This is a genomic window from Micromonospora sp. CNZ322 (genome assembly GCF_007827755.1).
In genome coordinates this window covers 129030-155258 of record NZ_VITD01000011.1, presented here as the reverse complement: position 1 = coordinate 155258, position 26229 = coordinate 129030, and the positions used below count along the sequence as shown (strand labels likewise).

Here is a 26229-nt window from a genome sequence, read left to right as displayed (position 1 = left end):
GTCACCTGAGTGGGCACGCCCGAGGCCCTCGGGCGCCGTCCGACCCGACGATGGTGACGGTGGTGGCGGTGTTCGCCGCGCTGACCTGCGCCGCGGCGGCGACCGTCGTGCAGATGATCTGGTCGGCTGCGTGAGCTGACAACGCCTGCGCGGGGATGTTCGCCCGCACCGTGAGGTCACCGGACCGACCGGCTAGCGCCGTCACCGTGACCGGGTCGAGCCCGGCCGGAACGTCGCTGGTGAAACCCTGGGCGCGTTCGTTCTCCTGCGGACCGGCCGCGAGCAGCGAGAGCGCGGCGGCGGGCGACGGGTCCGTGGTGACCGGGCGGAGGACCAGCACCAGTTCGCCCTGCGCGAGAAGATAGACCCAGGTGCCCTGGGCGGGGCCGCTGATCGGCGGGCGACCGGTGATGACCGCGCTGGGGCGTACCCCACAGCCCGCCGCGAGCAGCGTCAGAAGCAGTCCGCCGGCGAGCAGCGCGCGGTCCGTCCGTCGGCCGGTCACCGGGCACCTCCGGTGTCCGCCGTTTCGCGGGGCAGTCGGAGGGTGAACACCGCGCCGCCGTGGGTGCCGTTGCCCGCGACGAGACTCCCCCGTCGCTCGCCGTGGCGGTGCAGGCGCGCGTTCTCCCAGGAGATGGCGAGACCGAGGCCGCTGCCCTCGGAGCGGGTTCGCGCGGTGTCGGCCTTGTAGAGGCGGTCGAAGACGTGTGGCAACACCTCCGGGTTCAGTCCGGGCCCTCGGTCGGCCACCTCGATGGTGACCCACTCCGGGTCGGCGTCGAGTCGCACCGACACCGGCTCGGCACCGTGGCGGAAGGCGTTGCCGACCAGGTTGGCGACGATGACGTCCAGTCGGCGGGGGTCGAGTCGGGCCACGACGCCGGGTGGCAACTCCGTTCGTACCCGGTCCAGCCAGCCGCGGATCCGCAGGGTCGCGGTCACCGCCGCGGCCACGTCCACGTCGTCCAGGGCGAGCCGCGCGGTGCCGGAGTCGAACCTGCTGATCTCGATGAGGTCGTTGACCAGTTGGGTGAGGTTCTGCGTCTCCTGGCTGACCAGCCGGGCGGCCCGGCCCGCGTCCCCGGGCAGGTGTTCCGCCTCCTCGTCGAGCACGTCGGTGACCGCCGTCATCGCGGCCAGCGGTGTCCGGAGTTCGTGCGAGACGTCGGCCACGAAGCGGCGGGCGTCGGATTCCAACCGCCGCAGCTCGCCGACCTGCCGCTCCAACGTGCCCGCGGTGTCGTTGAAGGTCCGTGCCACATCCGCCAGCTCGTCGGCGCCGCGGACCGTCAACCGGGTGCTCAGGTCGCCCTCACCGAGGCGGCGCGCAGCCCGGCTGAGGTCGCGGACGGGTCGCAGGACTCCGCGGGCGGACAGCAGGGCCAGCAGGACGGCGAGGACCAGGGACAACCCGCCGGTCAGCCACGCCCTGGTGGCGAGCTGGTCGATGCTCTGCTGCTCGGGCACGAGATTGCGCACCGAGTAGACCTCCACCCCGGACGGGCGGGACGTGCCGTCCGGGCGGTCCAGTGCCAACTGGGTACCGATGAGCAGCGCGGGCTGTCCGGCGAGTGAGACCCGCTGCCAGGCGATGCGACCGTCACGGACCTCCTGCCGCAGCTCCGGGGTGAGCGGGTCGGTGATTTCGGAGCCGCCCTGTGCCCGCATGTCCCGGTAGACGACCACCGCGAAGCTCTCCCGGTCGCTGAGGCGCTGGGCCAACAGTTCGAGGTCGTCCTGGGTCGGCGGAAGCTGGGCGATCGGGTAGACCTTGGTGAGCTGGTCGGTCAGCGACATCACCGCGGCGTCCTGCGCCTGCTGCAGGATGACGTTCCGAGCCTGGAAGTAGCTGCCACTGGCCACCGCCACCGTCGTGGTGACGCCCAGCAGCGCGAACGCCAGGACGAGCCGGACCCGTAGACCCGAGACCCACGCGCCGACCCGACGCCACAGTGTCACAGCGGCCCGAACCGGTATCCGAAACCACGCACGGTCTGGATGTAGACCGGTGTCGACGAATCGGCCTCGATCTTGGCGCGTACCCGCTGGACGCACGCGTCCACGAGTCGCGAGTCGCCGAGATAGCCGTGCTCCCACACCGCCTCCAGTAGCTGCTGGCGGCTGAGCACCTGGCCCGGCGTGTGCGAGAGTTCGAGCAGCAGCCGCAGCTCCGTCGGGGCGAGGCTGACCGGCGTTCCGTCCTTGCTGACCACCAGCGCGGCCCGGTCGATGGTCAACGCGCCGTGCTGCTCCAGGCCGGCCCGGTCGCCGCCGCGCCGCGAGTCGCCACCGGTCCGGCGCAGCACCGCGCGGATGCGGGCCTCCAGCACCCGGGCCTGCACGGGCTTGACCACGTAGTCGTCGGCGCCGGCCTCCAGGCCCGCGACCACGTCCATGTCGTCGTTGCGGGCGGTGAGCATGATGATCGGCAGGTCGCCGAGCTGCCGGATCCGGCGGCAGACCTCGAACCCGTCCATCCCGGGCAGCATGAGATCGAGGACCACGACATCGGACGGGGTCGTGCGCAGCCGCTCCAACCCCTGCTCACCGGTGCCCACGGCATGCACGGTGTGGCCCTGTCGGGTGAGCGCCAACTGCAGTCCGTCGCGCACCGTCTGGTGGTCCTCGATCAACAGCACCTGGGACATGTCGTCAAGTATCCCATCATGAGATCTTTCGGGTTTCGGTCGTCGGCAGTGGCTGCGCGGGGTTCCGCGGGGAGAGCGGAACCGCGAAATCCGCCGAACGCACCAGGAACACCACAGCGCCCACCAGGAACATCGTCGACGCGGCAGCGGCCACGATGGCGATCAACAAGCCGCGCTGCACCGACGCGGCCAGACCGGGCACGACCACCAGCAGCGCCCAGACCAGCACCACCAGCCCAACCCCCGCCTCGGCCAGCCGGCGCCAGAGGCTGCCGCCGCCCGAACCGCCGGTCGGGTCGCGGTCGCCGGACCGGGCCGCCAACGCTGCCGCGGCCAGGCAGAACACTGTCACCCCCAGCAGTACGCCACCGAGCACGTCGCTGAACCGGTGCCAGCCCGCGATCATCGTGGCGGAGGCGATCACCGAGACACCTACCGCGCCCGGCGCCGCCAGCCAGCGCCGTGCCCACCCGGGCAGGACCAGCATGAACGCCAGCAGCAGGGCGGTCGCCGCCGCGACATGGCCGCTGGGGAAGCTGTTGTGGGTAGTGGAGCTCAGGATCTGCAGATCCGGGCGGGGCAGCTCCGATTTCACCGCGCCGGCCAGCAGCACCGCGCAGACGACAATGCCCACACCGACGACCCCCGCCACCAGCCGCCGGCGGAGCACACCCACCAGCAGCACCACACCGAGCAGGGCCGCGATGAGGCTCGGGCTGCCGAAGGTGGCCAGCACGGTCTTGGCCGGGCCCACCAGCACGGTCTGCTGCTCGTACCCGCCGCCCCGCTCGGCGCGCGGCAGGAGCACCCCGTCCAGCCACTGCCCGGGGTACGTCCGCACGAAGACGGCGGCGGTGAGGGTCAGGGCAACCAGACCGGACAGCGCCGCCGCGAGCAGTCGGAGCCCCAGCGGCACCGCGACGCGGGCGTGCGGCAGCGGTCGCGCCGGACCGGGCGTCGACCGCCCGAGGGAGTACAACGATCCGATGGACATGGCGACCATGCTCGCCCCGGCAGGTCCGTACCCCGTCCTCGGATTGTCTTGGTTCTGTCACAACCACCCCCGCCGCTTGGGGAAAAGCGGATCGTCGGCGGTGGGCCGGGTGGACCTGGACGGCGCGGCGGGATTCACGTGCTTACATGCGACCAGGTTTTACCCAGCCGAGATCAGTCACCACTAGGGTCAGGACGCCGATCGATGTTTCGGTCGGCGGTGCGAAAAATCCATCCGGAGTGAGTTGGGGAACCGGAAGGTGTTGGCAAATGCAGGGAATTCCAGTGGCCAGCCTGGTCATCGGCATCGCATCTTCGCCGGCCGAGCGGCGACATCTGGCCCGGCTGCTCGGTGGCAGTGACGCCTTCCTGATCGTCTCGACCGTCGACCAGGCACGAGAGTTCCTCGGGGTGGTCGAGGCGCCTGCCGCCCCGGCTCCTCCGACCACTGTGGCGCTCGCCGAGGTGGCGCCGAGCCCACAGCCACCGCCACCGGATCTGGCCGTCGACTCCGACCGCCGGGTGCTGCGCTGGCGCGACCAGGAGATCGACCTGACCCGGCTGGAGCACGACGTCCTGCTCTGCCTGGTGCACGCGCCCGGGCAGGTCTGGACCTACGAGCGCCTGCACCTCGAGGTCTGGGGCAACCGGCACCTCGGCCGGGGCTCCGACATGCACTCGGTGGTCCGCCGGGTGCGCGGCAAGCTCGCCAGTCTCAACGCCACGGCGACGATCCACTCGGTACGCGGCGTCGGCTTCCGGCTCGCTCCCGTCTGATCATCCAGGGCGCGGTCCGGCCCGCCTGGTCGGGGACCAGGCGGGCCGGATTTATTCGGCTAGTGCTCAGGCATCAGCACTTGATGGGTGCCAACCCGAAGTTCTCCACCGTCGGAGTGGCGGTGTCGATCCGGGTCTGACGGGTCTGCGGCTTCCAGCCGTCCTTGGCCACGATCATCGTGAGCGGGTTGTTGCGGCGGTCCACCCAGTAGGCGTACTTGCCCTCGGCGTCGGTGGCGAAGGTGTACGACGCCGCCCACGAGTCGACCTGCACGACCGCGCCGGTGAGCGGCGAGGTCGCACCCTGGCAGCTGGTGCCGGTGACCGTACCCATGAGCTTGCCCCAGGTCTTCGGGGGGTTCGCGGTCATGGTCACCGCGACCGGTGCCACCGAGTACGGGGTGTTCTCGGAGATCGCGACCGCGCCGGAGTAGGTGCCCGGCTGGTCCACGTTCGCCGTCAGACCGACGGTGACGGTGACCTTCGCACCCGGTGCGAGGGTGACAGCCGACTTGTCGATGGTCATCCAGCTGACGTCGGCCGCCGACTCGGAGCATCCCTCGAAGCCCGGGAGCACCTCGCTGTCCGGAGCCGCGTTGAAGCTGCCGGACGAGCCGCCGATCTTGTAGAAGCCACACGCCGCGCCGCCGCGGTACCGCGCGGTGTTGGAGTTGGGCAGGTTGGACCAGGAACCGGCGGCCGGGTCGTAGGCGAAGCCGGCGTTGCTGATGGCCCCACCCTGCGAGCCGCCGACGACGAGGAGCTTGCCGCTGGCGACGGCGTACGAGCTGGCCCAGTTGTCGGCCGGCGCGTCGGCGATGGCGGTCCAGGTGTTGGCCCCCGGGTCGAAGGCGTAGCTGGACTTCTGCGCGGCGGATCCGTCGTTGCCGCCGGTGCAGTAGAGGACGCCGTCGATCCCGCCGCAGGAGGCGAAGGCCACCGACTTCGGGTAGTTGGCCATCGTCTCCCACTTGTCACCGGTGGGGTCGTACCGGACGACGCTGTTCGACATCGGCAGACAGGCGGCCGTGGTGCAGCCACCGACCGCGTACAGCTTGCCGTCGACGACGGCCTGACCGGCCGCGGCCCGCGGTGCCGGGTTGTCGGCCAGCTCGGTCCAGGTGTTGGCCCCCGGGTCGTACGACCAGGTGGCGGAGTCCGGCCCGGCGTCGGCCCAGCCGCCAGTGACAATGATCTTGCCGTTCACCACGCCCGCGGTCACTGCGTTGCGCGCGCCGGGGAGGTCGGCGATCGCCGTCCAGGTCTGCGCGGCCGGGTCGTAGGCGTAGTTCTTGGTGGTGGAGGCCTCACCGTCGCCGCCACCGAGCGAATACACCTTGCCGTCCAGGTTCACCACCCGGTTGTCCATGATCGTGGACGGGTAGTTGGCGATGTCGGTCCACGGCGCCGCCTGCGGGCCGGCCGCCGTCGCAGCGGCCTTGGCCTCCTTCCCGGACGCCTTGGCGGCGAACGACGTCGCTACGGTGAGCCGCTGCTCCGGCGCGCCGCTGGACCCGAGCACCTGCTGCCGGGTGACCTTGGAGCCGTCCGCCCGCAGGAGTTCGAACCCGTTGTCCCGCTCACCGAACTTGACCTCGACCGGCGCGCCGCCGGTGTTGGTCACCGTGAACGACTTGCTGGTCTTGCCGTTGGGCATCTGGAGCGTCGCGCTCAGCTGCGTCGGCGTCACCGCCAGTCGGCCGGCCGCGAGCTGGAAGTTCGCGGTGGTCGCCCAGTCGGCCTCGACGTCGACAGGCTTGGTCTGGCTGACGTAGTTGCCGGCGGTCGCCGTGAACGGGTGCTCGCCGGTCAGCGACGAGTAGATCCAGTAGAAGCCGTCGGCCAGCCCCGGGTCGTCCGGGGTCGCCACGGTGACGGCCTTCTCGGCGGGCCGGTCCTTGCTGGTGACGGTCGCGCCGTTGACGTAGCTGTCGTCGTTCTTGTCGCGGACGTTGCCGACGACCAGACCGCCGTCGACCGGCACGCAGGTGACCTGGCTGCCGATCAGGACGTTGTCGACCTCCCACCACCACTCGTACGAGGCGTCGTAGTAGTGGAACCGAACCTGCACCTGCGTCTTACCGGCCGCCTGCGGGATCGGAATCTCGGTCAGCTTCGGTCCCCGGACGTCGGTCTCCTGCCGGAGCACATTGGTCCAGGTGGCACCGCCGTCGATGCTGAGGTCCACGTCAGCGGTGTCGTCGTTGAGCTGGTTGAAGTCCTGGTTGAACCGGATGACCGGGGCCGTGACGCTGGTCAGGTCGACCACCGGGCTGACCAGGGAGGTGTCCTGGCTGGTGCCGGCACCGTAGTTGTCGCTGTCGATCATCGCGAAGTTGCCGCTGCCGCCGGTCAGGTTGCCCCGGTCGCCGTCGTCGGTGAACTTCCAGACCTGACCGCTGCCCGCGTTGTCCACGACGGTCCAGCCGGCCGGCGTGGTCGTTGCGTCGAAGGTCTCGTACTCACCGTCGGAGCCGGTCGTGTATCCGGGCGCGGTGGTGCAGACGGTGCTGTCCACCGGCACGGCGACGTTGGCGGTGGCGTTGCCCGAGCCGACAACGACCTCCTTGGTGACGGTCTGGTAGCCCGGGTACTGCGGCTCGTACTTCAGGGTGTACGTCTGCCCGGCCGGCAGCTTGATGCTGTAGCGGCCGTTCGACGGGGTGGTGTAGTCGTAGACACCGGACACACCCGTCACTGTCACCTTCGCGTACAACGGCCAGCCGTGGCCGGAGCCGTCGGTGACCGCTCCGGTGACGTTGACACTCGGCACCGCCGTGAGGGCGACGTCGAGCGTCGTGGTGGCGCCCTTGGTGACCGTCGCCGTCTTGCTGGTGCTGGCGTACCCGAACGCCGCGACGGCGACCTGGTAGTCGCCGGCGGGGAGTTGGGTGGAGAACTTGCCGTCGGCACCGGTGGTCAGCTCACGCTCGGACGCGCCGGTGAGCGTCAGTGTCGCGCCGGCGATCGGGGCGCCGGAGGTCGCGTCGGTGACAGTGCCGGCCAGCGTGCCGATGTCGCCGGTCGGGGCGGCGTTGAGCAACGCGAGGGCGTCCAGTCGGCCTTCGCCGTAGATGTTGTTGTCGGCGGCGGTGCCACCACACTGGTCATCGGCCTTGTCGATCGCCGCGCCGTTGAGCAGCGCGCGGGTGGCATTGACGTCGCCGACCAGCGACGGTGCTGCCGAGTACAGCAGCGCGATCGCGCCCGCGAGGTGCGGTGCGGCCATCGAGGTGCCGCTGATGCTGCCGTAGGCGCTGCCCGGGATGCTCGACCGGATGTTCACGCCCGGCGCGGAGATGTTGGGCTTGATCTCGCCGTTCTGGCCGGCGCCGCGGGCAGAGAAGCCGGCGACGTTGTTGTTGCTGTCGTACGCGCCGGTCGAGTAGTTGCTGACGAGACTGCCCGGCGAGCCACTGGTCTGGCAGGCCGGTCCGCTGTTGCCGTTGGACCAGGCGCCGAAGATCCCGGACGCGGCCCAGGCGTTCGTCACGTCCTCCATGAACGGCTCGTTGGACGGGTCCCGGGTGCCCCACGAGTTGTTGATGATGTTGGGGCGCTTGCTCGCGTCCGCGTTCTGACCGTTGAGGTCCAGCGGTTCGAGCATCCACTGACCGGATTCGACCAGAGCGGCGTCACTGGGGCAGCAGCCGTTCGCCGCGATCCACTTCACCCCGGGGGCGACACCGATCTGGTTCACGCCGTCGGAGCCGGCCATGGTGCCCATCGTGTGCGTGCCGTGGCCGTCGCCGTCGCAGGGGGCGGTGGCGCAGGCCCCGGTGGCGTTGGCGGCGTTGAACCAGTTGTAGTTGTGGTCGAACGTCCCGTCGCCGTTGTTGCCCCGGTAGGAGTTCACCAGCGCCGGGTGGTTGAACTGCACCCCGGTGTCGATGTTCGCGACGGTGATGCCCTCGCCCTTGACGCCGTACTGGGACCAGACGTCGTCGGCGTTGATGTTGGCGATGCCCCACTCCAGGGCGTTCACGGTCTTCTCGTCGGTGCCCTTGGTCGTCTCCGGCACCTTGTACGCGACCGGCGCGTAGAGGCCCTCGACCTCCGAGTGCCCGGCGAACTTCTGGGCCATCGCCAGCGAGCCGCTGTTCACCTTGATGGCGTTGGTGGCCCAGAAGGTCTGGTATTTGGTGCCCGAGCTGTCGAGGTCGGCCCGGATCTTGCCCTGGCTCGCGGCGGCGGTCTTGCGCAGCGCGTCCGCCACCGCCGTACCACGCTTCGACCAGTCCTTGATGGCGCTGGCCTTGCTCAGGTCCGCCCGGTCCTTGAACCGGATCCAGAAGTCCCCTTCACTCTTGGCCTGGAGCTGCTTGGCGAGCTCCGGTCGGATCTTGTCCCCGGTCTGGGCACCCGCCCCCATCGCACCGCCCGGCGCGGCCTGCGCGCCCGAGCTGATCGTGGCCAAGCATGTCGCGGCGAGGATCGTCGCCGCGCCGGCGCTCACCAGTGATCTGGCCGCGCGCCGCCATTGTGGACGTCTGAACATCGGTGCTGCCTCCCTCAGAACGACCCAGGGTGTAAATGGGCCATGGTGGACCTCCCCCATGCACCGCGCGGGTCACGCCGGTTGCCCGAGTGGACACTATGATCGAGAAGAACGGACGATCAAGAACTTGCCGTGAGCAACTTGTCGCTAAGAGTTGCCCTGGCTGGCGGCACGCTTGCCAATCATTGTCAGAACCGTGACGAGAGCTGGGCAGGGATGCCCATCGATCCCGGGTGGTGCGGTGGCCGAGGACGAGGCAACGGTGAACAGGGGCGATCCGGCCGACGAGCCGTTCCCACTGCTGATCGCGGTGACCCCGTCGCCAGCCGAGCGCATCCGGCTCGCGGAGCTTCTCGACGGCATCGCACCGCTGCTGCTGGTGTCCGACCTCGATGAGCTGCGCCGGCTGATCGCCGCTCCGCAGCAGGCAGCCGCCCCGTCCGAACCGGCGCCGGTCGCCGCACTGGTGATCGACTCCGCCCGCTCCAGCGCCCGCTGCGGACAACGTGAGATCGACCTCACCCGCCTGGAACACGACCTGCTGACCTGCCTGATCACCGAGCCGGCCCGGGTCTGGAGCTACGCCGAGCTGCACCGGTCGGTCTGGGGTGACGAGGGGCGCGAACGCAAGGCGGACGTGCAGTCGCTGGTCAAGCGGCTGCGCCGCAAGCTGCACGACCTGGGCACCGGGGCCACCATCGATGTCGTCCGCGGTGTGGGGCTGCGGTTGACCGATCACCAGCAGGCGCGGGTCGAACGGGCCTGACAGCGAGGTCGCATGAACTGATCTCACCCGGGGTACGCCAGGAAGATCAGCATCGACAAGGCGACGAAGAGCGCTGGTAAGGAGAGTCAGGATGCCATTCCCCAATCCCGCGACCGTGTCCATCGGGCTGAAGAAGGCCGCGCACGTCGGGATCGCGGTGAGTGACCTCGACCGCTCGGTCGCGTTCTACCAGGCCCTGCTCGGCGCGGAACCGGTCGTTCGGGACGAGAACATGCACGGCGCCGGTTTCGCGCAGTCACAAGGGTTGCCGACGACGAAGCTGCGGTACGCCACGTTCAACCTCGACAACCTCGGGATCGACCTGATCCAGTTCCAGGAGCCGGTCGGTGACGCCGCCCAGGTGGCGGCCAACCGGCCCGGCTCGATGCACCTGTGCTTCCACGTGGACGACGTGCGCGCGGTCTACGACCGGATGAGCGAGGCCGGGTTCGAGTTCCTCGGACAGCCGTACACGTTCGCGTCCGGCGAGGTGGAGCCGCCGGCGGCGGTCGGCACCGAGGTCGCGTACTTCAACGACCCGGACGGGACGAACCTGGAGATCATCGCGCCGAAGGGTGGCTTCGCCCGCAGCGAGTGAGCCGACACGGGCGGCGTGGGGTCCGGCCGGGAACGGCCCGCCCCACGCCGCTCACTCCAGGAACAACGGGTCAGATCAGCCCGGCCCGGGCCCACAGCAGACGGCCCGGCCCCGCCACCAGGCCAACGTCCGCCAGGTGGGCGTGCACCCGCGCCGCGGACCAGCGGAGGGTGGCGCGCCAGTGCGGGTTGGCGCGGGCAGCGGCCCGACCGACCGCCGGCGGAATGCCCACGGCCGCGTACACGTCGGGATGGACCAGGCGGTTGGCGATCGTGCAGGCCGCGCGACCGACCAACAGTCGGGCGTACGCCATGCCCACCGGGCCGGTGGCCGCGACCTCGGCGGCCAGTTCCTCGCGGGCGAACCGGACGTGCCGCGCCTCCTCCACCACATGGACGCGGGAGACCATCCGGATGAGCGGCTGTAGTGACTCGTCCGCCATGATCTCGCGCTGGAACGCGTCGAGGATCTCCTCCGCGATGAGGATCGCGGCGTACATCCGGGGGCCGCTGGCGGTGGCCTTGAGGAAGCGCCCGAGGTGGTGGTCCACAGTGCTCGCGCGGTAGACCGGACAACCCATCGCCTCGATCAGCCGGCCGAACATGATGGAGTGCCGGCACTCGTCGGCGACCTCGGTCAACGCGTACTGGGCCTGCCGGCTGGTCGGGTCGGCACGGTAGTACTCCCGGATCAGCATCTGCATGAGGATCGTCTCGAACCACAGCCCGGCGCTGGCCGCGCTGGCCACCTCGTGCCTGGTCAGCTCGACGCGCTGCTCCTCGCTGAGCTGCTCCCACAGCGGCGTGCCGTAGAGGCTGCTGCGCTGTGGCGGGAGCCAGTAGGCGCCGGGGGTGTGCGGGGCGTCCCAGTCGATCTCGACGGTGGGGTCGTAGCTGGTCCGCAGTGAGGACGTGAGCAGTCGCTCGGCGACCGCCGCGCGCCCGGTTTCCGCCGCCTCCATGGCTCCTCCATATTGACGTGACGACCAGTAACTGTTACGAGTAGTAGCATGCAATCGCCGCTCACCGATGTCAATGCGTCCGACCCGTCGGCCACGCCCCCCGACGGCAGTCCGAAGGCGAAGGGCAACGGCCGCCGAGACCGTTGGGCAGACCATCGTGAGCAACGACGGCAGGAGTTGGTCGGTGCCGCGGTGCAGGCGCTGCTGCGGCACGGGCCGGAGGTCGACATGGAACAGGTGGCCGCCGCCGCGGGCGTCAGCAAACCGGTCCTGTACCGCTACTTCGCCGACAAGTCGCAGCTCTGGGTCGCGGTCAGCGAGGTGGTGGCGGCCCGGATGGTCGACACCATCGCGCCCGCCGTCGAACAGGTCCGCGAGGAACGTGGCCTGGTCGAGGCGACGATCGACGCCTACCTCGGCGTGATCGAGTCGGAGCCGAGGCTCTACCGGTTCCTGATCCACCAGTCCGGCGACCCCGGCATCCACCAGGTGATCGCCGGCACCAGCCGGCAGGTGGCCGCCGGGCTCGCCCGGGTGATCGGCGACCGGCTACGCACGCTGGGCCTGGACGCCGGTCCCGCCGAGCCCTGGGCGTACGGCCTGGTGGGTTTCGTGCAGGCGGTCGGCGACTGGTGGACCACGCACGGCCAGCCGATCAGCAGGGCTGCCCTCACCGACTACCTGACCACTCTGCTGTGGAGCGGCATCGAAGGGGTGCGAGCCAGCGCCGACCTGCCGCACGAGCTCACCCGCGCCCACGAGCGGATCGTGCCGTGAGCTACCACGGCCCGGCGGGTGTCGAGGGCACGTCGGTTCGGGTGCACCTCAGCGGGCGGTGGGAGCCGGTCGACGGCCGCTTCCACTGGGGCGGGCGGATCGAGCCCGAGCCACGGGTGGCTCACCTGCTGCGCTCCGGCCGGCGCGACGTCGAGTTGCGCATCGCCGACCGCGTCCGGGCGGCCCGACTGGCCGAGGTCGATCCGTGGGGCGGCGTACGAATCACCGGCGTGGGCGATCCACCCTGGCCACCCGTGGCCGACCCGACCTGCGCGCCCGAGCTCACGGAGGAGTGAATGGAGACAGACGTTGCCATCATCGGCGCCGGCTTCGGCGGCCTGGGCGCCGCCATCCGCCTACAGCGGGCCGGCTTCACCGACTATCTCGTCTTCGACAGGGGTGCGGACGTCGGCGGCACCTGGCGTGACAACAGCTATCCGGGCTGCGCGTGCGATGTCCCGTCGCACCTCTACTCGTTCTCCTTCGCCCCCAACCCCGGCTGGTCGAACACGTTCTCCGGCCAGCCGGAGATCTGGGACTACCTGCGTGGCTGCGTCGACCGCTTCGGGATACGCCCCAGGTTGCGGTTGCGCCACGAGGTGCGGGAGGCGAGGTGGGACGAGCAGCGCCAACGCTGGCTGTTGCGCACCTCGGGCGGCGACCACAGCGCCCGGGTCCTGATCTGTGCCGCCGGCCCGCTGAGCGACCCGGCCATCCCCGACCTGCCCGGGATCGACGAGTTCGCCGGCACGGTGTTCCACTCCGCCCGTTGGCGACACGACCACGACCTGACCGGCCGGCGCGTCGCGGTGATCGGCACCGGCGCCTCGGCCGTCCAGTTCGTGCCACAGATCCAGCCGACGGTCGAGAAGCTGACGCTCTTCCAGCGCACTCCCGCCTGGATCATGCCGAGGCTGACGCGCCGGATCAGCGGGGTCGAGCAGGCCGCGTTCCGCACCGTGCCCGGCGCGCAGCGGGCCGCCCGGGCAGGGCTCTACCTGGTACGCGAGAGCATGGGCCTGGGCTTCCTGCACCCGGCGGTCAACCGCCTCGCCTCGCGCCTGTCAGTGCGTACGCTGCGGCGTCAGGTTCCCGACCCGAACCTGCGGGACAAGCTCACCCCCCGGTACGCGATGGGCTGCAAGCGGGTGCTGATCTCCAACGACTACTGGCCGTCGCTCACCCGCCCGAACGTCGACGTGGTCACCGCCGGCATCGCCCGGATCGTGCCGGACGGTCTCGTCACCGACGACGACGTCCGCCACCGGGCGGACACGATCATCCTCGGGACCGGCTTCCACGTCACCGACTCCCCCGTCGTCCGGCGCATCCACGGTCGGGGCGGGCGCAGCCTGGGCGACGCGTGGACCCCCAGCATGCGCGCGTACCGGGGCACGACCATCGCCGGTTTCCCCAACCTGTTCTTCCTGCTCGGCCCGAACACCGGGCTCGGGCACACCTCGGTGGTGCTGATGATCGAGGCACAGCTGCATCTGGTGCTCGCGGCCCTGCGTCACATGCGGGCCACTGGCATTCAGGCCATCGAGCCCACCGCCCAGGCGCAACGACGCTGGACCGAGCGGGTCGACCAGAAGATGGCCGGCACCGTCTGGCAGACCGGCTGTTCGAGCTGGTACCTCGACACCACCGGCCGCAACACCACCATCTGGCCGGGCTTCGCCACCAGCTTCCGGATGCGGCTGCGCCGGTTCCGCCCGGCCGACTACCAGATCGTCTCGACCGGTAGCACCCCCAACGAACCGGAGCGGGAGCACGCCGATGCGGTATGACCTGGCCGGCAAGATCCTGCTCATCACCGGCGCGGCGCGCGGCATCGGGGCGCAGCTGGCCCGCGAGGCCGTCGCCCGCGGGGCCCGGGTCGCCCTCGTCGGTCTGGAAGGCGAGCTGCTCGAACAGCTCAGCGCCGACCTCGACGCGCACTGGTACGAGTGTGACGTCACCGATCAGGCGGCGTTGGACGCGGCGGTCGCCTCCACTGTGGACCGCTTCGGTGGCCTCGACGTGGTCGTGGCCAACGCGGGCATCGCGAACCTCGGCACCGTCGCCGTGGGACCTGTCGACGCGCTGGTCCGTACCGTTGAGGTGAACCTCTGCGGCGCAATCCGCACGGTCAGCGCGGCGCTACCTCACGTCACCGCGGCCCGTGGCCACGTCCTGATCGTCTCGTCGGCTGCCGCTTTCACGGCGATGCCCGGGATGGCCGCCTACTGCGCGTCCAAGGCGGGTGTGGAGCAGTTCGCCAACGTGCTGCGCCTGGAGACCCGCCCACGCGGCGTCACCGTCGGCACGGCGCATCCCATCTGGATCGACACCGACCTGGTCCGCGATATCCGTGACGACCTGGCGTCGTTCCGCACCGCGCTGGGCCGGTTGCCGTGGCCGCTGTCCACAGTCGTACCCGTCGAGCAGTGCGTCGAGGCCCTGCTCCACGGCATCTCGCGCCGCAAGCGCAAGGTGTACGTGCCACGGTCGCTCGCCCTGGTGCAGGCGCTGCGGCCGGTGGTGCTGAGCGGCCTCTCGGACGCGTTGATCACCCGGTTCGGCGGCCAGACCATGGTCGGCCAGATGGAGGACGAGGTACGCCAGCTCGGGCGTTCCTTCGGCAGGACGTCGGTGGGAGAGCGGTCATGAGCATTCATTTCCGACGTGCTGGCAGCGGAGAGCCGCTCGTGCTCATCCACGGTATCGGTCACCGCCATCAGGCGTGGGAGCCGGTGTTCGACCGGCTGACCGCCCACCACGAGGTGATCGCGCTCGACCTGCCGGGCTTCGGGAACTCTCCGGTGCCCGGCACCGGCATGCCCGCCGACATGGCCGCCACCGTGGCCGGGGTCCTGCCGGCGCTGACCGAGTGGGGGCTGGAGCGTCCGCACGTCGCCGGCTACAGCCTCGGTGGGGCGATCGCCCTGGAGCTTGCCGCCACCGGGGCGGTCGCCTCGGCCACCGCCTTCTCCCCCGCCGGCTTCTTCACAGCGGCGGAGCGCCGCCGGGCGCTGGCCATCCTCCGGATGCTGCGGGCCAACTCGTACCTGCCCGCCCCGATCATGCGGGTCGCACTGCGCTCGGCGTACCTGCGGGCGTTGTGCTTCGCGCCGCTGATGGCCCGCCCCACGCTGCTGGATCTCGAGCGCGCGCTGGGCGACGCGCTCGCGCTGCGACGCGGGGCCGGCTTCAACGCCGTGGCCCGAGCCGCCCGCGACTATCGCTTCGACTGCCCGCGGTTGTCCGACGCGACGGTGCCGGTGACCATCGGCTGGGGGGACTGCGACCGGATCTTCGGCGTCCACCAGGCCGAGCGCGCCCGGGCGGGCCTGCCGGCGGCGCGGGTGGTGACGTTGCCCCGTTGCGGGCACGTGCCGATGAGCGACGACCCGGACCTGGTGGCCGCGCTCATCCTGGAGACCACCGGCGCCGTGCCCCGCACCGAACGACCGGATCCGTCGGTCTCCGCCCAGGTCACGAGTCAGGAAGATCACTTCACACTCTAAAAACTTGCAGACTGTGCAAGTTCGCTCCTAATCTCGCCCGCGTGACCGACACCGACCACGCTGCGCCCGGGCGTCGCGACCGCAAGAAGGCGCAGACGCGGGCCGCGCTGACCGCCGCCGCGCTACGGCTGGTCGCGGAGCGCGGCCTGGAGCACGTCACGGTGGAGGAGATCAGCGAGGCCGCGGACGTGTCCTCACGGACCTTCTTCAACTACTTCACCTGCAAGGACGAGGCCCTCACCGACGATCCGGCACTCGACGGCAACCCGGTCGTGGCGCGTCTGGCAGCCGCCCCCGCGCAGGTGTCGGCGTTGCAGGCCGTGCGGGTCGCCCTCGACGAGTCGGTCGACTCGATCCAGGCCGACGGGGAGTTGTGGCGGCTGCGACTGACGGTCATCACCCAGAACCCCGCGCTGCTGCCCCGGCTGGTGGCCGGCAACAGCGCGACCGAGCAGGCCATGGTCGCGGTCGTCGCCACCCGCCTCGGCGTCGGCCTCGACCACGGCCATCCGCCGCTGGTCGTCGCTGTCGCCGGTGCCGCCTTCCGCACCGCGATGCTGCGCTGGGCCGCCGGTGACGACGACCGGCCCCTGCACGACTTCGTCGACGAGGCGTTCGCCGCGATCGCCGCCGGCCTACCGGATCCGCCGGCCCTCTCCTGACCCGCCAGCCCCTGCCCCGCCGCATCAGCTCCGGGGTCAGTCACTCCGCCACAAACCCGACAAGGGAGCGTCAATGACCACCACCGTCCCGCCCGCCGACACCGCCGACGTCGGCACGCGCATGTCGCGTCGGGAGGTTCTGCAGGCCCTTTCCGGCCTGATGGTCGGCATGTTCGTGTCCATCCTCGCCTCCACTGTGGTAGCGAACGCGCTGCCGCGGATCATCGCGGATCTGAACGGCAGCCAGACCGTCTACACGTGGATCGTCACCAGCGAACTGCTCGCCATGACGGCGACGGTGCCGCTGTGGGGCAAGATGGCCGACCTGTACAGCAAGAAGCTGCTGATCCAGTTGTCGCTGGGACTGTTCGTGGTGGGTTCACTCATCGCGGGCTTCACGCCGAACGTCGAGGTTCTGCTGCTCAGCCGGGTCGTCCAGGGCATCGGCGCCGGCGGCATGACGGCGCTGGCCACGATCGTCATGGCGGCGATGATCCCGCCACGTGAGCTGGGCCGCTACGCCGGCATCTTCGGCGCGGTCTTCGGTGTGGGCACCATCGCCGGTCCGCTGATCGGCGGCCTGCTCGTCGACACGTCGTGGCTGGGCTGGCGGTGGTGCTTCCTGATCGGCGTCCCGTTCAGCATCATCTCCATCGCCCTGCTCCAGCGCACCCTGCACCTGCCGGTCGTCCGCCGCAAGGCGAAGATCGACTGGCTGGGCGCCCTGCTCATCACCTCGGGCGTCTCCACCCTGCTGATCTGGTCGTCCCTGGCCGGCAACAAGTTCGACTGGGCCTCCGGCTGGACGGCCCTGATGGTCATCGGCGGGCTGGTCCTGCTGGCGCTGGCCGTGGTCGTCGAGTCGCGGGCGGCGGAGCCGATCGTCCCGCTGAGCATCTTCCGCAACCGCACTGTCTCCCTGGCCACCATCGCCAGCGTGCTGGTCGGTGTCGCGATGTTCGGCGGCACCGTCTTCCTGTCCCAGTACTTCCAGATCTCGCTGGGCAAGTCGCCCACCGTCGCGGGTCTGATGAGCCTTCCGATGATCTTCGGTCTGCTCGTCTCGTCGACGGTGGCCGGCCAGCTCATCACGAAGTACGGCCGGTGGAAGGCGTACCTGGTGGCCGGTGCCGCAGTGATGACCGTCGGGATGCTGCTGCTGGGCACCATCGACGCCAACACCAGCGTCGTCGTGCTGTCGATCTACATGGCCGTGCTGGGCGTCGGCGTCGGCATGCTCATGCAGAATCTCGTGCTCGCCGCGCAGAACGACGTGCCGGCCCACGAGCTCGGTGCCACCACCTCCGTGCTGACGTTCTTCCGCAGCATGGGCGGCGCGATCGGAGTCAGCGCCCTCGGCGCGGTCCTGGCAAGTCGGGTGACCTCGCTGACGACCGACCGGCTCGGCCCGGCGGCGACCGCCGGCGGTGGCTCCGCCGAGGTGCCCGACCTGTCCACCCTGCCCGAGCCGGTGCTGCGCATCGTGCAGGACGTGTACGGCATCGCCACCGCGGACCTCTTCCTGGTCGGCGCCCCGATCGCGCTGCTCGCGCTGATCGTCGTGCTGTTCATCAAGGAGAAGCCGCTGCACACCCTCAGCGGGGACGAACGACGCGCCCAGGAGGAGGCGGCGGCAAAGGTCGCGATTCACTGAGCCGTACGCCAGCAGAGCGGGGGCGGGCCGGTTGGCCCGCCCCCGCTCTGCGCCCGGTTCCGCGTTTCTCGGTAATGACATGACGTGAACCCACTGCCACGTAACGTGAGATCGAGCCGGTCAACGGCTGACGCCAGACGTGCGCCGGCCGCCACTGCGGCGGCGCCGCTCGGCCAACTGCCGGGTCGGACAGCTCGGCAACGTCGCGGCCTGTTCGGCCGCAGGAGGTGTGGACGATGCCCATGCTGTCGGTCTTCGATCCCCGGCACACTGTCGCTCCCCCGGGATACAGCCGCTGGCTCATCCCGACCGCGGCACTGGCCGTGCACGTGTGCATCGGCCAGGTCTACGCGACGAGTGTCTACAAGAACTCCCTCATCGCGCACTTCGACGTCAGCCAGACGGCGATCGGGGCGATCTTCAGTATCGCCATCGTCATGCTGGGCTCGTCGGCGGCGGTCGGTGGCCGTTGGGTGGAGCGGAACGGACCGCGCCGGGCGATGTTCGCCTCGGCGTGCTTCTGGGCCGTCGGGTTCCTGGTCGGCGCGCTCGGCATCGCGACCCAACAACTCTGGCTCCTCTACCTCGGTTACGGCGTCATCGGCGGCATCGGGCTCGGCATCGGCTACATCTCGCCCGTCTCCACACTGATCAAGTGGTTTCCGGACCGTCCCGGCCTCGCCACCGGGCTGGCCATCATGGGGTTCGGCGGCGGCGCTCTGGTCGCCGGCCCCCTCGCGCGCCAACTGCTCTCCCTCTACGACTCCGGTTACAACCCCAGCAACCCGGCCGCCGTGGCGTCGGGCAGCGCCCTCGTGGCGCTCTTCGTCACGTTCGGCATCGGCTATTTCGTGATCATGATGTTCGGCCCGTTCAACGTCCGGGTTCCGGCGCCCGACTGGCGGCCCGCCGGGTTCGATCCTGCGAGCGTCGCCGCCCGGCCTCTGGTGACTACGGCGAGCGTGTCCGCGTCGAACGCCGTGCGTACCCGGTCGTTCTGGTTGCTGTGGATCGTGCTGTTCTGCAACGTCACAGCGGGCATCGGCATCCTGGAGCAGGCAAGCCCCATGATCCAGGACTTCTTCCGGGACAACGGGACCGCCACCACGGTCTCGGTGACGGCGGCGGCCGGTTTCGTGGGGGTGCTGTCGCTGTTCAACATGGCTGGCCGGTTCGTCTGGTCGACGACGTCGGACCTCATCGGCCGCAAGCCCATCTACATGGTCTACCTCGGCGTCGGCATGGTGCTGTACCTGCTGCTCGCCGTGGCCGGCCACTCCGCGACCGCGGTCTTCGTGCTGATCGCCGCCGCGATCATCTCCTTCTACGGCGGTGGCTTCGCCACAATGCCCGCCTACCTGCGTGACCTGTTCGGCACCTTCCAGGTCGGGGCCATCCACGGCCGGATCCTCACCGCCTGGTCGGCCGCGGGTGTCGCCGGCCCGCTGATCGTCAACGGGATCCTCGACACCCAGGGCAAGCCCGGCACCCTCACCGCGTCGGCGTACCGGCCCGCGCTGTTCACCATGGTCGGCATCCTCGCCATCGGGTTCATCGCGAACCTGCTGGTCCGTTCCGTGCCCGATCGGTTCCACGAACCGAACCGAGGACCGACCTCGCCCGTGGCGAAGGCCACCGTCACCGAGCCGGTCGCTCTCGGGCGGGACAGCCAGCCGCCCGCGCCGCCGCGCGTCGGTAGCCAGACCGGGCGGCTCTGGTTGTCGTGGCTGCTGGTCGCGGTGCTACTCGGGTACGGCATCGTCCAGACCGCCATCACCGCCGCGAAGCTGTTCACCGGCTGACGCGCGGCGGCCCATCGCCGCCAGACCTCTTGCATCGCAACGGAAGGCGCCCCTCGAAAGGGGCGCCTTCCTTCCGTTCCGCCGATCCGCTCAGAGCCGGGTCACCGACCGGTTCTCGTTGAGCCGCTCCCGTTGTGGCACGACCGTGTACTTCGGATCGCGGGCCGACACCCTTCCCGCTTCGAAGACGCCGAACCGGGTGGCGACCGACGATGCCACGAGGGCGGCGCCGGAGATCGCCGCCAGGACCCGGCTGCGTCGACTGAGCAGCGCGGTGGCTGCGCCCACGGCGAGCAGGGCGCGTCCCGCCTTGACCAGCCGGCCGCTGCGTCCGTGCGTGTAGGGCTCGCTGGTGAGGCCCTGCCGCTCCAGCTGGTGCCCTCCGCCAAACTCGATGGCCGCGGCGGCCAGGGCGAGTCGTCGCAGTGGGGCGGTCTCCGCGGCCGGCGCCGCGATCAAGCCGACCCCGGACGCGGCGGCGAGCGCGCTGCCGGCGAAGACGAACGGCAGCGACGGGTAGGCGTCGTGCCAGGACGGCACTGCCGTGTCGGCGAGCAGCACCCCGGTGTACGTCGCCAGCGCCGGCGCGGTGGCCGCCGCGGCCAGGCCGGCGACGTTGCCGATGGGCGGCGCGATCCGACGGGCGAGGCCGAGCACACCGTGCTGCGGGAGCAGCGGCGCGAGCTCGGCGACCGCGGCCACGCCGGCCATCGGGCCGAACGCGGCGAGGATCCAGGTGCCGACCGACATCGGCGAGGTCACCTTGGCCACCCGGAGCATGTGATGGAACCGGGCCGGCCGGCCGAGGTCATGGACCAGCAGGTACGTGCTGGCGGCGACGCCACCGAGGGCAGTCCAACGGCCCACAGTGCGCAGCGCGGGTCGTCCGGTCAGTTGGGCGCCCGCGCCGATCAGCGCACTTCCGGCGGCGAGGCCTCCGGTGAACAGGTAGCCGGCGATGTCGTACTTCCACACCGGCGGCTTCAGTACCGGTCGGCCGTAGTAGGAGGCGAAGTCGGCCGGCGGCACCGTGAGTTGCTCGCCGCCGCGGGTCATCGCCGCCTGCCCAGGAACGCGACCGCCGTGGCGACCGCCATCGTCATCGCCGCCAGGCCGGCACGCTTCCACATGGCCGGCAGGTCACGGGTGGTCACAATCGGGTCCGGTGGCAGCCCGTACACCTCCGGCTCGTCGAGCAGCAGGAAGAACGCTCCATCACCGCCGACACCGTCGTTCGGGTCGTGCCCGTACAACCGCGCCTCCGGCACGCCCCGCTCATGCAGCTTCGCCACCCGCGCGGCGGCCCGCTCCCGCAACTCGTCCAGTTCCCCGTACTGGATCGACTCCGTCGGGCACGCCTGCGCACACGCCGGCGTCATGCCGACCCCGAGCCGGTCGTAGCACAGCGTGCACTTCCACGCCCGACCGTCATCCTTGCGTTGATCGATGACGCCGTACGGGCAGGCGGAAATGCAGTAACCGCAGCCGTTGCAGATGTCCTCCTGCACCACCACGGTGCCGAACTCCGTCCGGAACAGGGAACCTGTCGGGCAGACATCCAGGCAGGCCGCGTGGGTGCAGTGCTTGCACACGTCCGACATCATCAACCAGCGAAAATCCGTCCGCCCCTCCGAGCCCGAGCCCCTCCCCGGCGGCTGCGCACCCGGCATCCCCAGAAACTCCGGCCCGCCCGACATGCGGGCCGCTGCGGCGGGCGAGCCGGTGGGCAGGCCGGGGTCCGTTCCGGTGTCGGTGCTGGTACGCGCGCCGACCGCAGCCGTCACCGGGCTGATCGCCGGCCCGTCCGGGTCCCCCTCGAACGCCGGAGTCGCCCAGCCCACCGAACGGGGCTGCTCCACGAACGCGACGTGCCGCCACGAGTTCGCGGTCAACGCGCCCGTGTTGTCGTACGACATGCCCAGCAGGTCGAGTCCACTCTCGGGGACGCCGTTCCACTCCTTGCAGGCCACCTCGCACGCTTTGCAGCCGATGCAGACGCTGGTGTCGGTGAAGAACCCCATCCGCGGCGGCGGGTTCTCGTAGCCGGCGTCCGGTGCGGGGTCCAGCGGCCCGTACAGGGCGTTGGCGTGGTGCATCGGTCAGGCCTCCTGGTCGCTGCTGCTGTCGGCGACGTCGGTCGTGACCATCGGCGGGTATCGGTGGACGAGGTTTCCCGACCGCCGCCGGTAGTCGATGACGAGGTCCACCAGGTCCTGTCCTCTGGGGCGTCGTCCGGGCCGGACGTCGCACGTGCCGACCTTGCTCTCCTGAATCAGGACGTTGGGGTCGAGGGTGATGCCGAACAGGTCGTTGGCCGAGTCGCCGGTCACCAGGCCCTCGTAGCCGAAGTGGTACGGCAGCCAGAGCTGGTGGATGATCCGGCCATCCACCCGCAGCGGCGTCACGCGGTCGGTCACCAGCACCTTCGCCTCGACCGCCGCCCGGCTGGTGACCAGGTGCGCCCAGCCCAGGTGACTCAACCCTCGCAGGGCCGCCAACTCCGGCGACACCTCGACGAACATCTCGGGTTGCAGCTCGGCCAGCGGTGACACCGTCCGGCTCATCCCGCCGGCGGTGTGGTGCTCGGTGAGCCGGCTGACAGTGAACACGTACGGGAACACCTGGCTGTGCTCCTGCGGCGGGCTCGGGTTGAGCGTGTTGATCGGGTGGGTGTAGACCTTGCGGGTCGGGTTGGCCTGCTGGCGGTAGAGCGGGTTGCGCACCGGCGACTCGACCGGCTCGTAGTGGGTGGGCATCGGTCCGTCGAGCACCCCGGTCGGCGCGTACAGCCAGCCTTTGCCGTCTCCCTGAAGGATGAACGGGTCGTCGCCGGCGATGCCCGCCACACCGGAAGCGTCGTGCGCCGGCCGGTACGACGGTGGTTTGGTCTTCTCGAAGTCCGGTACGTCGTAGCCGGTCCACTCGCTCTTGTCCGCGTCCCACCAGACGTAGCGTTTGCGCTCACTCCACGGGTTGCCGTCCGGGTCGGCGGAGGCACGGTTGTAGAGGATGCGCCGGTTCGCCGGCCACGCCCAACCCCACTCGGGTGCCACCAGGGACTGCTCCGAGCCGGGTTTGCGGCGGGCCGCCTGGTTGACGCCGTCGGCGTACACCCCGGTGTAGATCCAGCAACCGCCGACGGTGGAGCCGTCGTCCTTCATCTCGGTGAACGACGCCAGCGGCCGGCCGGTCGCCACGTCGTACCCGTTGATCTCGCGCAGCACCGCCTCTGCGCTCGGCTCGACGTTCGGGCCGTGCGTGGGGTAGTCCCAGGCCAGGTCCAGCAGCGCACGGTCGCGCGGCTTCGTCGACGTCGCCAGCCGTTCCCGGATGACGCGACCGAGATGGTAGAAGAACCAGAGTTCGGAGCGGGCGTCGCCTGGTGGCTCGACGGCCTTCTCCCGCCACTGCAACAGCCGTTGGGTCTGGGTGAAGGTGCCCTCCTTCTCCACGTGGGAGGCGGCCGGTAGGAAGAACACCTCGGTGCGGCACCGCTCGGGCACGATCTCGCCGGTCTCGATCTCCGGCGCGTTCTGCCAGAACGTGGCGCTCTCGATCATGAACAGGTCGCGGACCACGAGCCAGTCGAGGTTGGCCATGCCGAGACGCTGCGCCCGGCCGTGCGCGGAGCCGACCGCCGGGTTCTGCCCGAGCAGGAAGTAGCCCTTGATCTTGCCGTCGATCATGTCGAGCACCTGCTGGTAGGTGCCGTGGTCGCCGGTCATCCGCGGCATGTACCCGTAGCAGTAGTCGTTGTCGGCGGTGGCGGCGTCGCCCCAGTACGCCTTGAGCAGGTTGACGCCGTAGGTGCGGGCGTTGCCCCAGAAGCCCTTCTGGCCGGGGTGCGCGATGCTGTTCACCCACTCGTCCAGGGTCGGGTGATTGGCGTGATGCGGCATCGGCAGGTAGCCCGGAAGCAGGTTGAACAGCGTCGGGATGTCGGTGGACCCCTGGATGCTGGCGTGTCCGCGCAGGGCCATCACCCCACCGCCCGGGCGGCCCACGTTGCCCAGCAGGAGCTGGATGATCGCGCCGGTGCGGATGTACTGCACGCCGACGCTGTGCTGCGTCCAGCCCACCGAGTAGACGAGCATGCCGGTCCGGTCCCGGCCGGAGTTCTCCGTCCACGCCCGGGCCAGTTCGAAGAACTTCTCCTGCGGGATGCCGCAGACCCGTTCCACCATCTCCGGGGTGTAGCGGGCGAAGTGCCGCTTGAGGATCTGGTAGACGCAGCGCGGGTGCTGCAACGTCTCGTCACGTTCGGTCTCGCCGCCGACAGGCGCGCCGTGCGACTCGTTCTCCAGCCCGGCCGCCGTCTCCCGCTGCGTCTCGCTGTCGCGGGTCGTCCGGTTCTGTGAGTGACCCTCGTACCGCCAACTGGCCTGGTCGTAGGTGGCGTTGTCGTCGTTGAAGCCGGAGAAGAGGCCGTGCATGTCCTCGGTGTCGGCGTACTCCTCGGTCACGATGGTCGCGGCGTTGGTGTAGGCGACGACGTACTCCCGGAAGTCCAGCTCGTTGTCGAGGATGTAGCGCACCACCCCGCCGAGCAGCGCGATGTCGGTGCCCGCCCGGATCGGCAGGTACGAGTCAGCCAGCGCGCTGGTACGGGTGAACCGCGGGTCGACGTGGAAGACCTTCGCGCCCCGACGCTTGGCCTCCATCACCCACTGGAAACCCACCGGGTGTGCCTCGGCCATGTTCGAACCCTGGATGACGATGACGTCGGAGTTCGACAGGTCCTGCTGGTACTGGGTGGCGCCGCCACGACCGAAGCTGGTCCCCAGACCGGGGACGGTGGAGGAGTGTCAAATACGGGCCTGGTTCTCGATCTGGAGCGCCCCCATCGCGGTGAACAACTTCTTGATGAGGTAGTTCTCCTCGTTGTCCAGCGTCGCCCCACCCAGGCTGGAGATACCCAGCGTCCGGTTGAGCGGTCGACCCTCGGCGTCAACGTCCTCCCAGGTTTCGTCCCGGGCGGCCAGGACCCGATCGGCGATCATGTTCAGCGCCGTGTCGAGGTCGAGGTCCTCCCACTCGGTGCCGTACGGCCGGCGGTAGCGGACCGTGGTCTGCCGCAGCGGACTGGTGACCAGGCTCTTGCTGGCCGCGCCCTTCGGGCAGAGCCGACCCCGCGAGATGGGGCTGTCCGGATCGCCCTCGATCTGACTGACCTGCCCGTCCTTAACGAACACCCGCTGACCACAACCAACAGCGCAGTACGGGCACACGGACCGGGCCATCGAATCGGCGGTGTCGGTGCGGGCGGTGAGCGCGCGGGACCCGTCGGACTTCGCCGCGGCACCCCGGCCCAGCGGGTCGGTGCCGGTGAGCTGGCGATAGACCGGCCAGCCCTCGAACCAGCTGCGCACCCCCATCGCCGCACCTTCCCGACCAATCCCGCCAAATATGAACACTCTGACGTTAGATGAGGTGCCGGCCCGGTCGCAGCGGGATCACAAACAGTCATGCCTTTCCCAGCCCCTTGGTGCGGGTCGGGAGAGGCATGGAGTACGGCGCTGGTCAGTGCGGTTGCAGCTGGCCCATGTGCTGGTCGCTGAATGTCCGGTAGCGGCGCAGCTCCCAGAACAGCCAGCCGATGCTGATGATCGCCAACACGACGAAGACCAGCGAACCGGAGAACGTGTCCCAGAGGGTGTGCAGGACGACGACACCCAGGAACGTGCCGATGAACCCGAAGAGCCGAGCGACGCTCGGGCTCGCCAGCAACGCCCAGAGCGCGCCGGCGGTCAGCCCGGTCCAGGCGGTGTGACCGGCGGGCGCCGTCAGACCCCGAATGAAGAGCGTCTGCTCCACCGCGCCGATGTTGCCCTGCGAACTCAGCAGCGCGCTGAAGGCGTAGCCCATCGTCTCCAGCGCGGCGAACCCCATCCCGGCGGCGATGCCGATGATCAGCCCGTCGGAGGGCACTCGGCGCCGACGCTGGGCCACCACCGTGAACAGCAGCACCACCGGGACGATCAGCTTCGCCGACTCCTCGATCAACGCGACGAACAGCATCGGCAGGGTGCCGAGGCCGCGCAGGGTGTCGTACTCCAGGGTGCCGGCGACCACCGTGCCGATCACACCGCCGAAGAACGCCGACGTCACCAACACCGACGCCGGCACCTGCCACCGCCCGGTGCGGGCCTGCGCGAACGTCAGGAACGTCAACGGCACCAACGTCGCCCCGAGCAGGATCAACGCCGGTACGAAGTTCGGATTTTTGGTGCTGACCAGGGTCCGCAGCACCGCCAGATAAAGGATCAGCCCGATGACGAGCACCCCGACCCACGCCCACCGGCGCCAACGATCACCCATACCGCGCAGTCTGGCGGACCAAGGTTACGAACACTAGTCGTGGCTTTGTCTGGGTGTTCGAGAAGAGGCGGCCGGACCTTCGCACTCGGTTCAAGTGAGGTCTCGCCGTCTCCCGAGGAACAAGGCGACGCCCACCGCGCTCGCGTCGTACGTCGTCGGCCCGCCCACCGAGATCTTGCCGATCTCTATGTTGCAAGTATCAGCGTCGCCGTCGGTTCCGAGAGCTTGTCGTGTCGGTCGACGGAACTGCCGTTCCCGCAAGG

20 protein-coding genes and 1 pseudogene are annotated in these 26229 nt (G+C 70.0%); 11 read left to right on the top strand and 10 right to left on the bottom strand.

The genetic code is table 11. The annotated features are described in order from the left end of the window. Position 1: 1 nt before the first annotated feature. The 4 genes from FB453_RS24280 to FB453_RS24265 are packed head-to-tail and all read right to left on the bottom strand — an operon-like array spanning position 2 to position 3645. Complete coding sequence (locus tag FB453_RS24280) at positions 2 to 505, bottom strand: hypothetical protein (RefSeq protein WP_486480413.1); 504 nt, start codon at positions 503 to 505, stop codon at positions 2 to 4. Next, positions 502 to 1962: a sensor histidine kinase gene (locus tag FB453_RS24275; protein WP_145793784.1), complete on the bottom strand. Its 1461-nt coding sequence runs from the start codon at positions 1960 to 1962 to the stop codon at positions 502 to 504. The genes FB453_RS24280 and FB453_RS24275 overlap by 4 nt, the downstream gene beginning before the upstream one ends. Continuing rightward, complete coding sequence (locus FB453_RS24270; protein WP_145793782.1) at positions 1959 to 2651, bottom strand: response regulator transcription factor; 693 nt, start codon at positions 2649 to 2651, stop codon at positions 1959 to 1961. Before FB453_RS24270 ends, FB453_RS24275 begins: the two co-directional genes overlap by 4 nt. Positions 2652 to 2667: 16 nt before the next feature. Continuing rightward, a complete protein-coding gene (locus FB453_RS24265; protein ID WP_186718492.1) occupies positions 2668 to 3645 on the bottom strand; it encodes a phosphatase PAP2 family protein in 978 nt (325 codons plus the stop codon). Positions 3646 to 3914: 269 nt separating this feature from the next. On the opposite strand from FB453_RS24265, the gene FB453_RS24260 reads away from it, so the two are divergent. Further along, on the top strand, positions 3915 to 4421 hold the full coding sequence (locus FB453_RS24260) for a winged helix-turn-helix domain-containing protein (RefSeq protein WP_145793777.1): 507 nt from the start codon (positions 3915 to 3917) through the stop codon (positions 4419 to 4421). Positions 4422 to 4494: 73 nt separating this feature from the next. Here FB453_RS24260 and FB453_RS24255 read toward each other — a convergent pair whose 3' ends face one another. Continuing rightward, the gene (locus tag FB453_RS24255) at positions 4495 to 8919 is read right to left on the bottom strand and encodes a S8 family serine peptidase (RefSeq protein ID WP_145793774.1); all 4425 of its coding nucleotides are present in this window, start codon (positions 8917 to 8919) and stop codon (positions 4495 to 4497) included. Between the two features lie 241 nt (positions 8920 to 9160). On the opposite strand from FB453_RS24255, the gene FB453_RS24250 reads away from it, so the two are divergent. Both FB453_RS24250 and FB453_RS24245 read left to right on the top strand, forming a co-directional pair. Further along, on the top strand, positions 9161 to 9685 hold the full coding sequence (locus tag FB453_RS24250; RefSeq protein WP_112589433.1) for a winged helix-turn-helix domain-containing protein: 525 nt from the start codon (positions 9161 to 9163) through the stop codon (positions 9683 to 9685). A gap of 91 nt (positions 9686 to 9776) precedes the next feature. Further along, complete coding sequence (locus tag FB453_RS24245) at positions 9777 to 10283, top strand: VOC family protein (protein WP_145793772.1); 507 nt, start codon at positions 9777 to 9779, stop codon at positions 10281 to 10283. 70 nt (positions 10284 to 10353) lie between these two features. Here FB453_RS24245 and FB453_RS24240 read toward each other — a convergent pair whose 3' ends face one another. Continuing rightward, complete coding sequence (locus FB453_RS24240) at positions 10354 to 11244, bottom strand: AurF N-oxygenase family protein (protein ID WP_145793770.1); 891 nt, start codon at positions 11242 to 11244, stop codon at positions 10354 to 10356. A gap of 48 nt (positions 11245 to 11292) precedes the next feature. Between FB453_RS24240 and FB453_RS24235 the strand changes: the two genes are divergently transcribed. The 8 genes from FB453_RS24235 to FB453_RS24200 all read left to right on the top strand — a co-directional run bounded on the left by FB453_RS24235 (position 11293) and on the right by FB453_RS24200 (position 19648). After that, positions 11293 to 12021, top strand: a complete 729-nt coding sequence (locus FB453_RS24235; RefSeq protein WP_112589427.1) for a TetR family transcriptional regulator — start codon at positions 11293 to 11295, stop codon at positions 12019 to 12021. Next, the gene (locus FB453_RS24230) at positions 12018 to 12317 is read left to right on the top strand and encodes a DUF4873 domain-containing protein (RefSeq protein WP_112589425.1); all 300 of its coding nucleotides are present in this window, start codon (positions 12018 to 12020) and stop codon (positions 12315 to 12317) included. Before FB453_RS24235 ends, FB453_RS24230 begins: the two co-directional genes overlap by 4 nt. Further along, a complete protein-coding gene (locus tag FB453_RS24225) occupies positions 12318 to 13811 on the top strand; it encodes a flavin-containing monooxygenase (protein ID WP_145793766.1) in 1494 nt (497 codons plus the stop codon). Continuing rightward, on the top strand, positions 13801 to 14673 hold the full coding sequence (locus FB453_RS24220; RefSeq protein ID WP_145793763.1) for an SDR family oxidoreductase: 873 nt from the start codon (positions 13801 to 13803) through the stop codon (positions 14671 to 14673). Before FB453_RS24225 ends, FB453_RS24220 begins: the two co-directional genes overlap by 11 nt. Continuing rightward, positions 14670 to 15530: an alpha/beta fold hydrolase gene (locus tag FB453_RS24215; RefSeq protein WP_145793760.1), complete on the top strand. Its 861-nt coding sequence runs from the start codon at positions 14670 to 14672 to the stop codon at positions 15528 to 15530. The genes FB453_RS24220 and FB453_RS24215 overlap by 4 nt, the downstream gene beginning before the upstream one ends. 41 nt (positions 15531 to 15571) lie before the next feature. After that, the gene (locus tag FB453_RS24210) at positions 15572 to 16192 is read left to right on the top strand and encodes an acyl-CoA-like ligand-binding transcription factor (protein ID WP_145793755.1); all 621 of its coding nucleotides are present in this window, start codon (positions 15572 to 15574) and stop codon (positions 16190 to 16192) included. Between the two features lie 73 nt (positions 16193 to 16265). Further along, on the top strand, positions 16266 to 17846 hold the full coding sequence (locus FB453_RS24205) for an MDR family MFS transporter (RefSeq protein WP_112698108.1): 1581 nt from the start codon (positions 16266 to 16268) through the stop codon (positions 17844 to 17846). 242 nt (positions 17847 to 18088) lie between these two features. Further along, positions 18089 to 19648, top strand: a complete 1560-nt coding sequence (locus FB453_RS24200) for an OFA family MFS transporter (RefSeq protein ID WP_145793914.1) — start codon at positions 18089 to 18091, stop codon at positions 19646 to 19648. Positions 19649 to 19738: 90 nt separating this feature from the next. Here the strand turns inward: FB453_RS24200 and nrfD are convergent, their stop codons facing one another. The 4 genes and pseudogenes from nrfD to FB453_RS24175 form a co-directional block, all read right to left on the bottom strand. Further along, positions 19739 to 20704 carry an NrfD/PsrC family molybdoenzyme membrane anchor subunit gene (gene nrfD / locus FB453_RS24195; RefSeq protein ID WP_112589411.1) on the bottom strand — a complete coding sequence of 322 codons (966 nt, stop codon included), beginning with the start codon at positions 20702 to 20704 and terminating at the stop codon, positions 19739 to 19741. After that, entirely contained in the window at positions 20701 to 21744 is a 1044-nt protein-coding gene (locus FB453_RS24190; RefSeq protein ID WP_145793752.1) for a 4Fe-4S dicluster domain-containing protein, read from the bottom strand. The genes nrfD and FB453_RS24190 overlap by 4 nt, the downstream gene beginning before the upstream one ends. Positions 21745 to 21774: 30 nt before the next feature. Then, a pseudogene (gene fdh, locus FB453_RS24185) lies at positions 21775 to 25023 on the bottom strand (formate dehydrogenase); the annotation flags it as partial. Between the two features lie 145 nt (positions 25024 to 25168). After that, a complete protein-coding gene (locus tag FB453_RS24175; protein ID WP_145793746.1) occupies positions 25169 to 25966 on the bottom strand; it encodes a PrsW family intramembrane metalloprotease in 798 nt (265 codons plus the stop codon). Between the last annotated feature and the right edge of the window lie 263 nt (positions 25967 to 26229).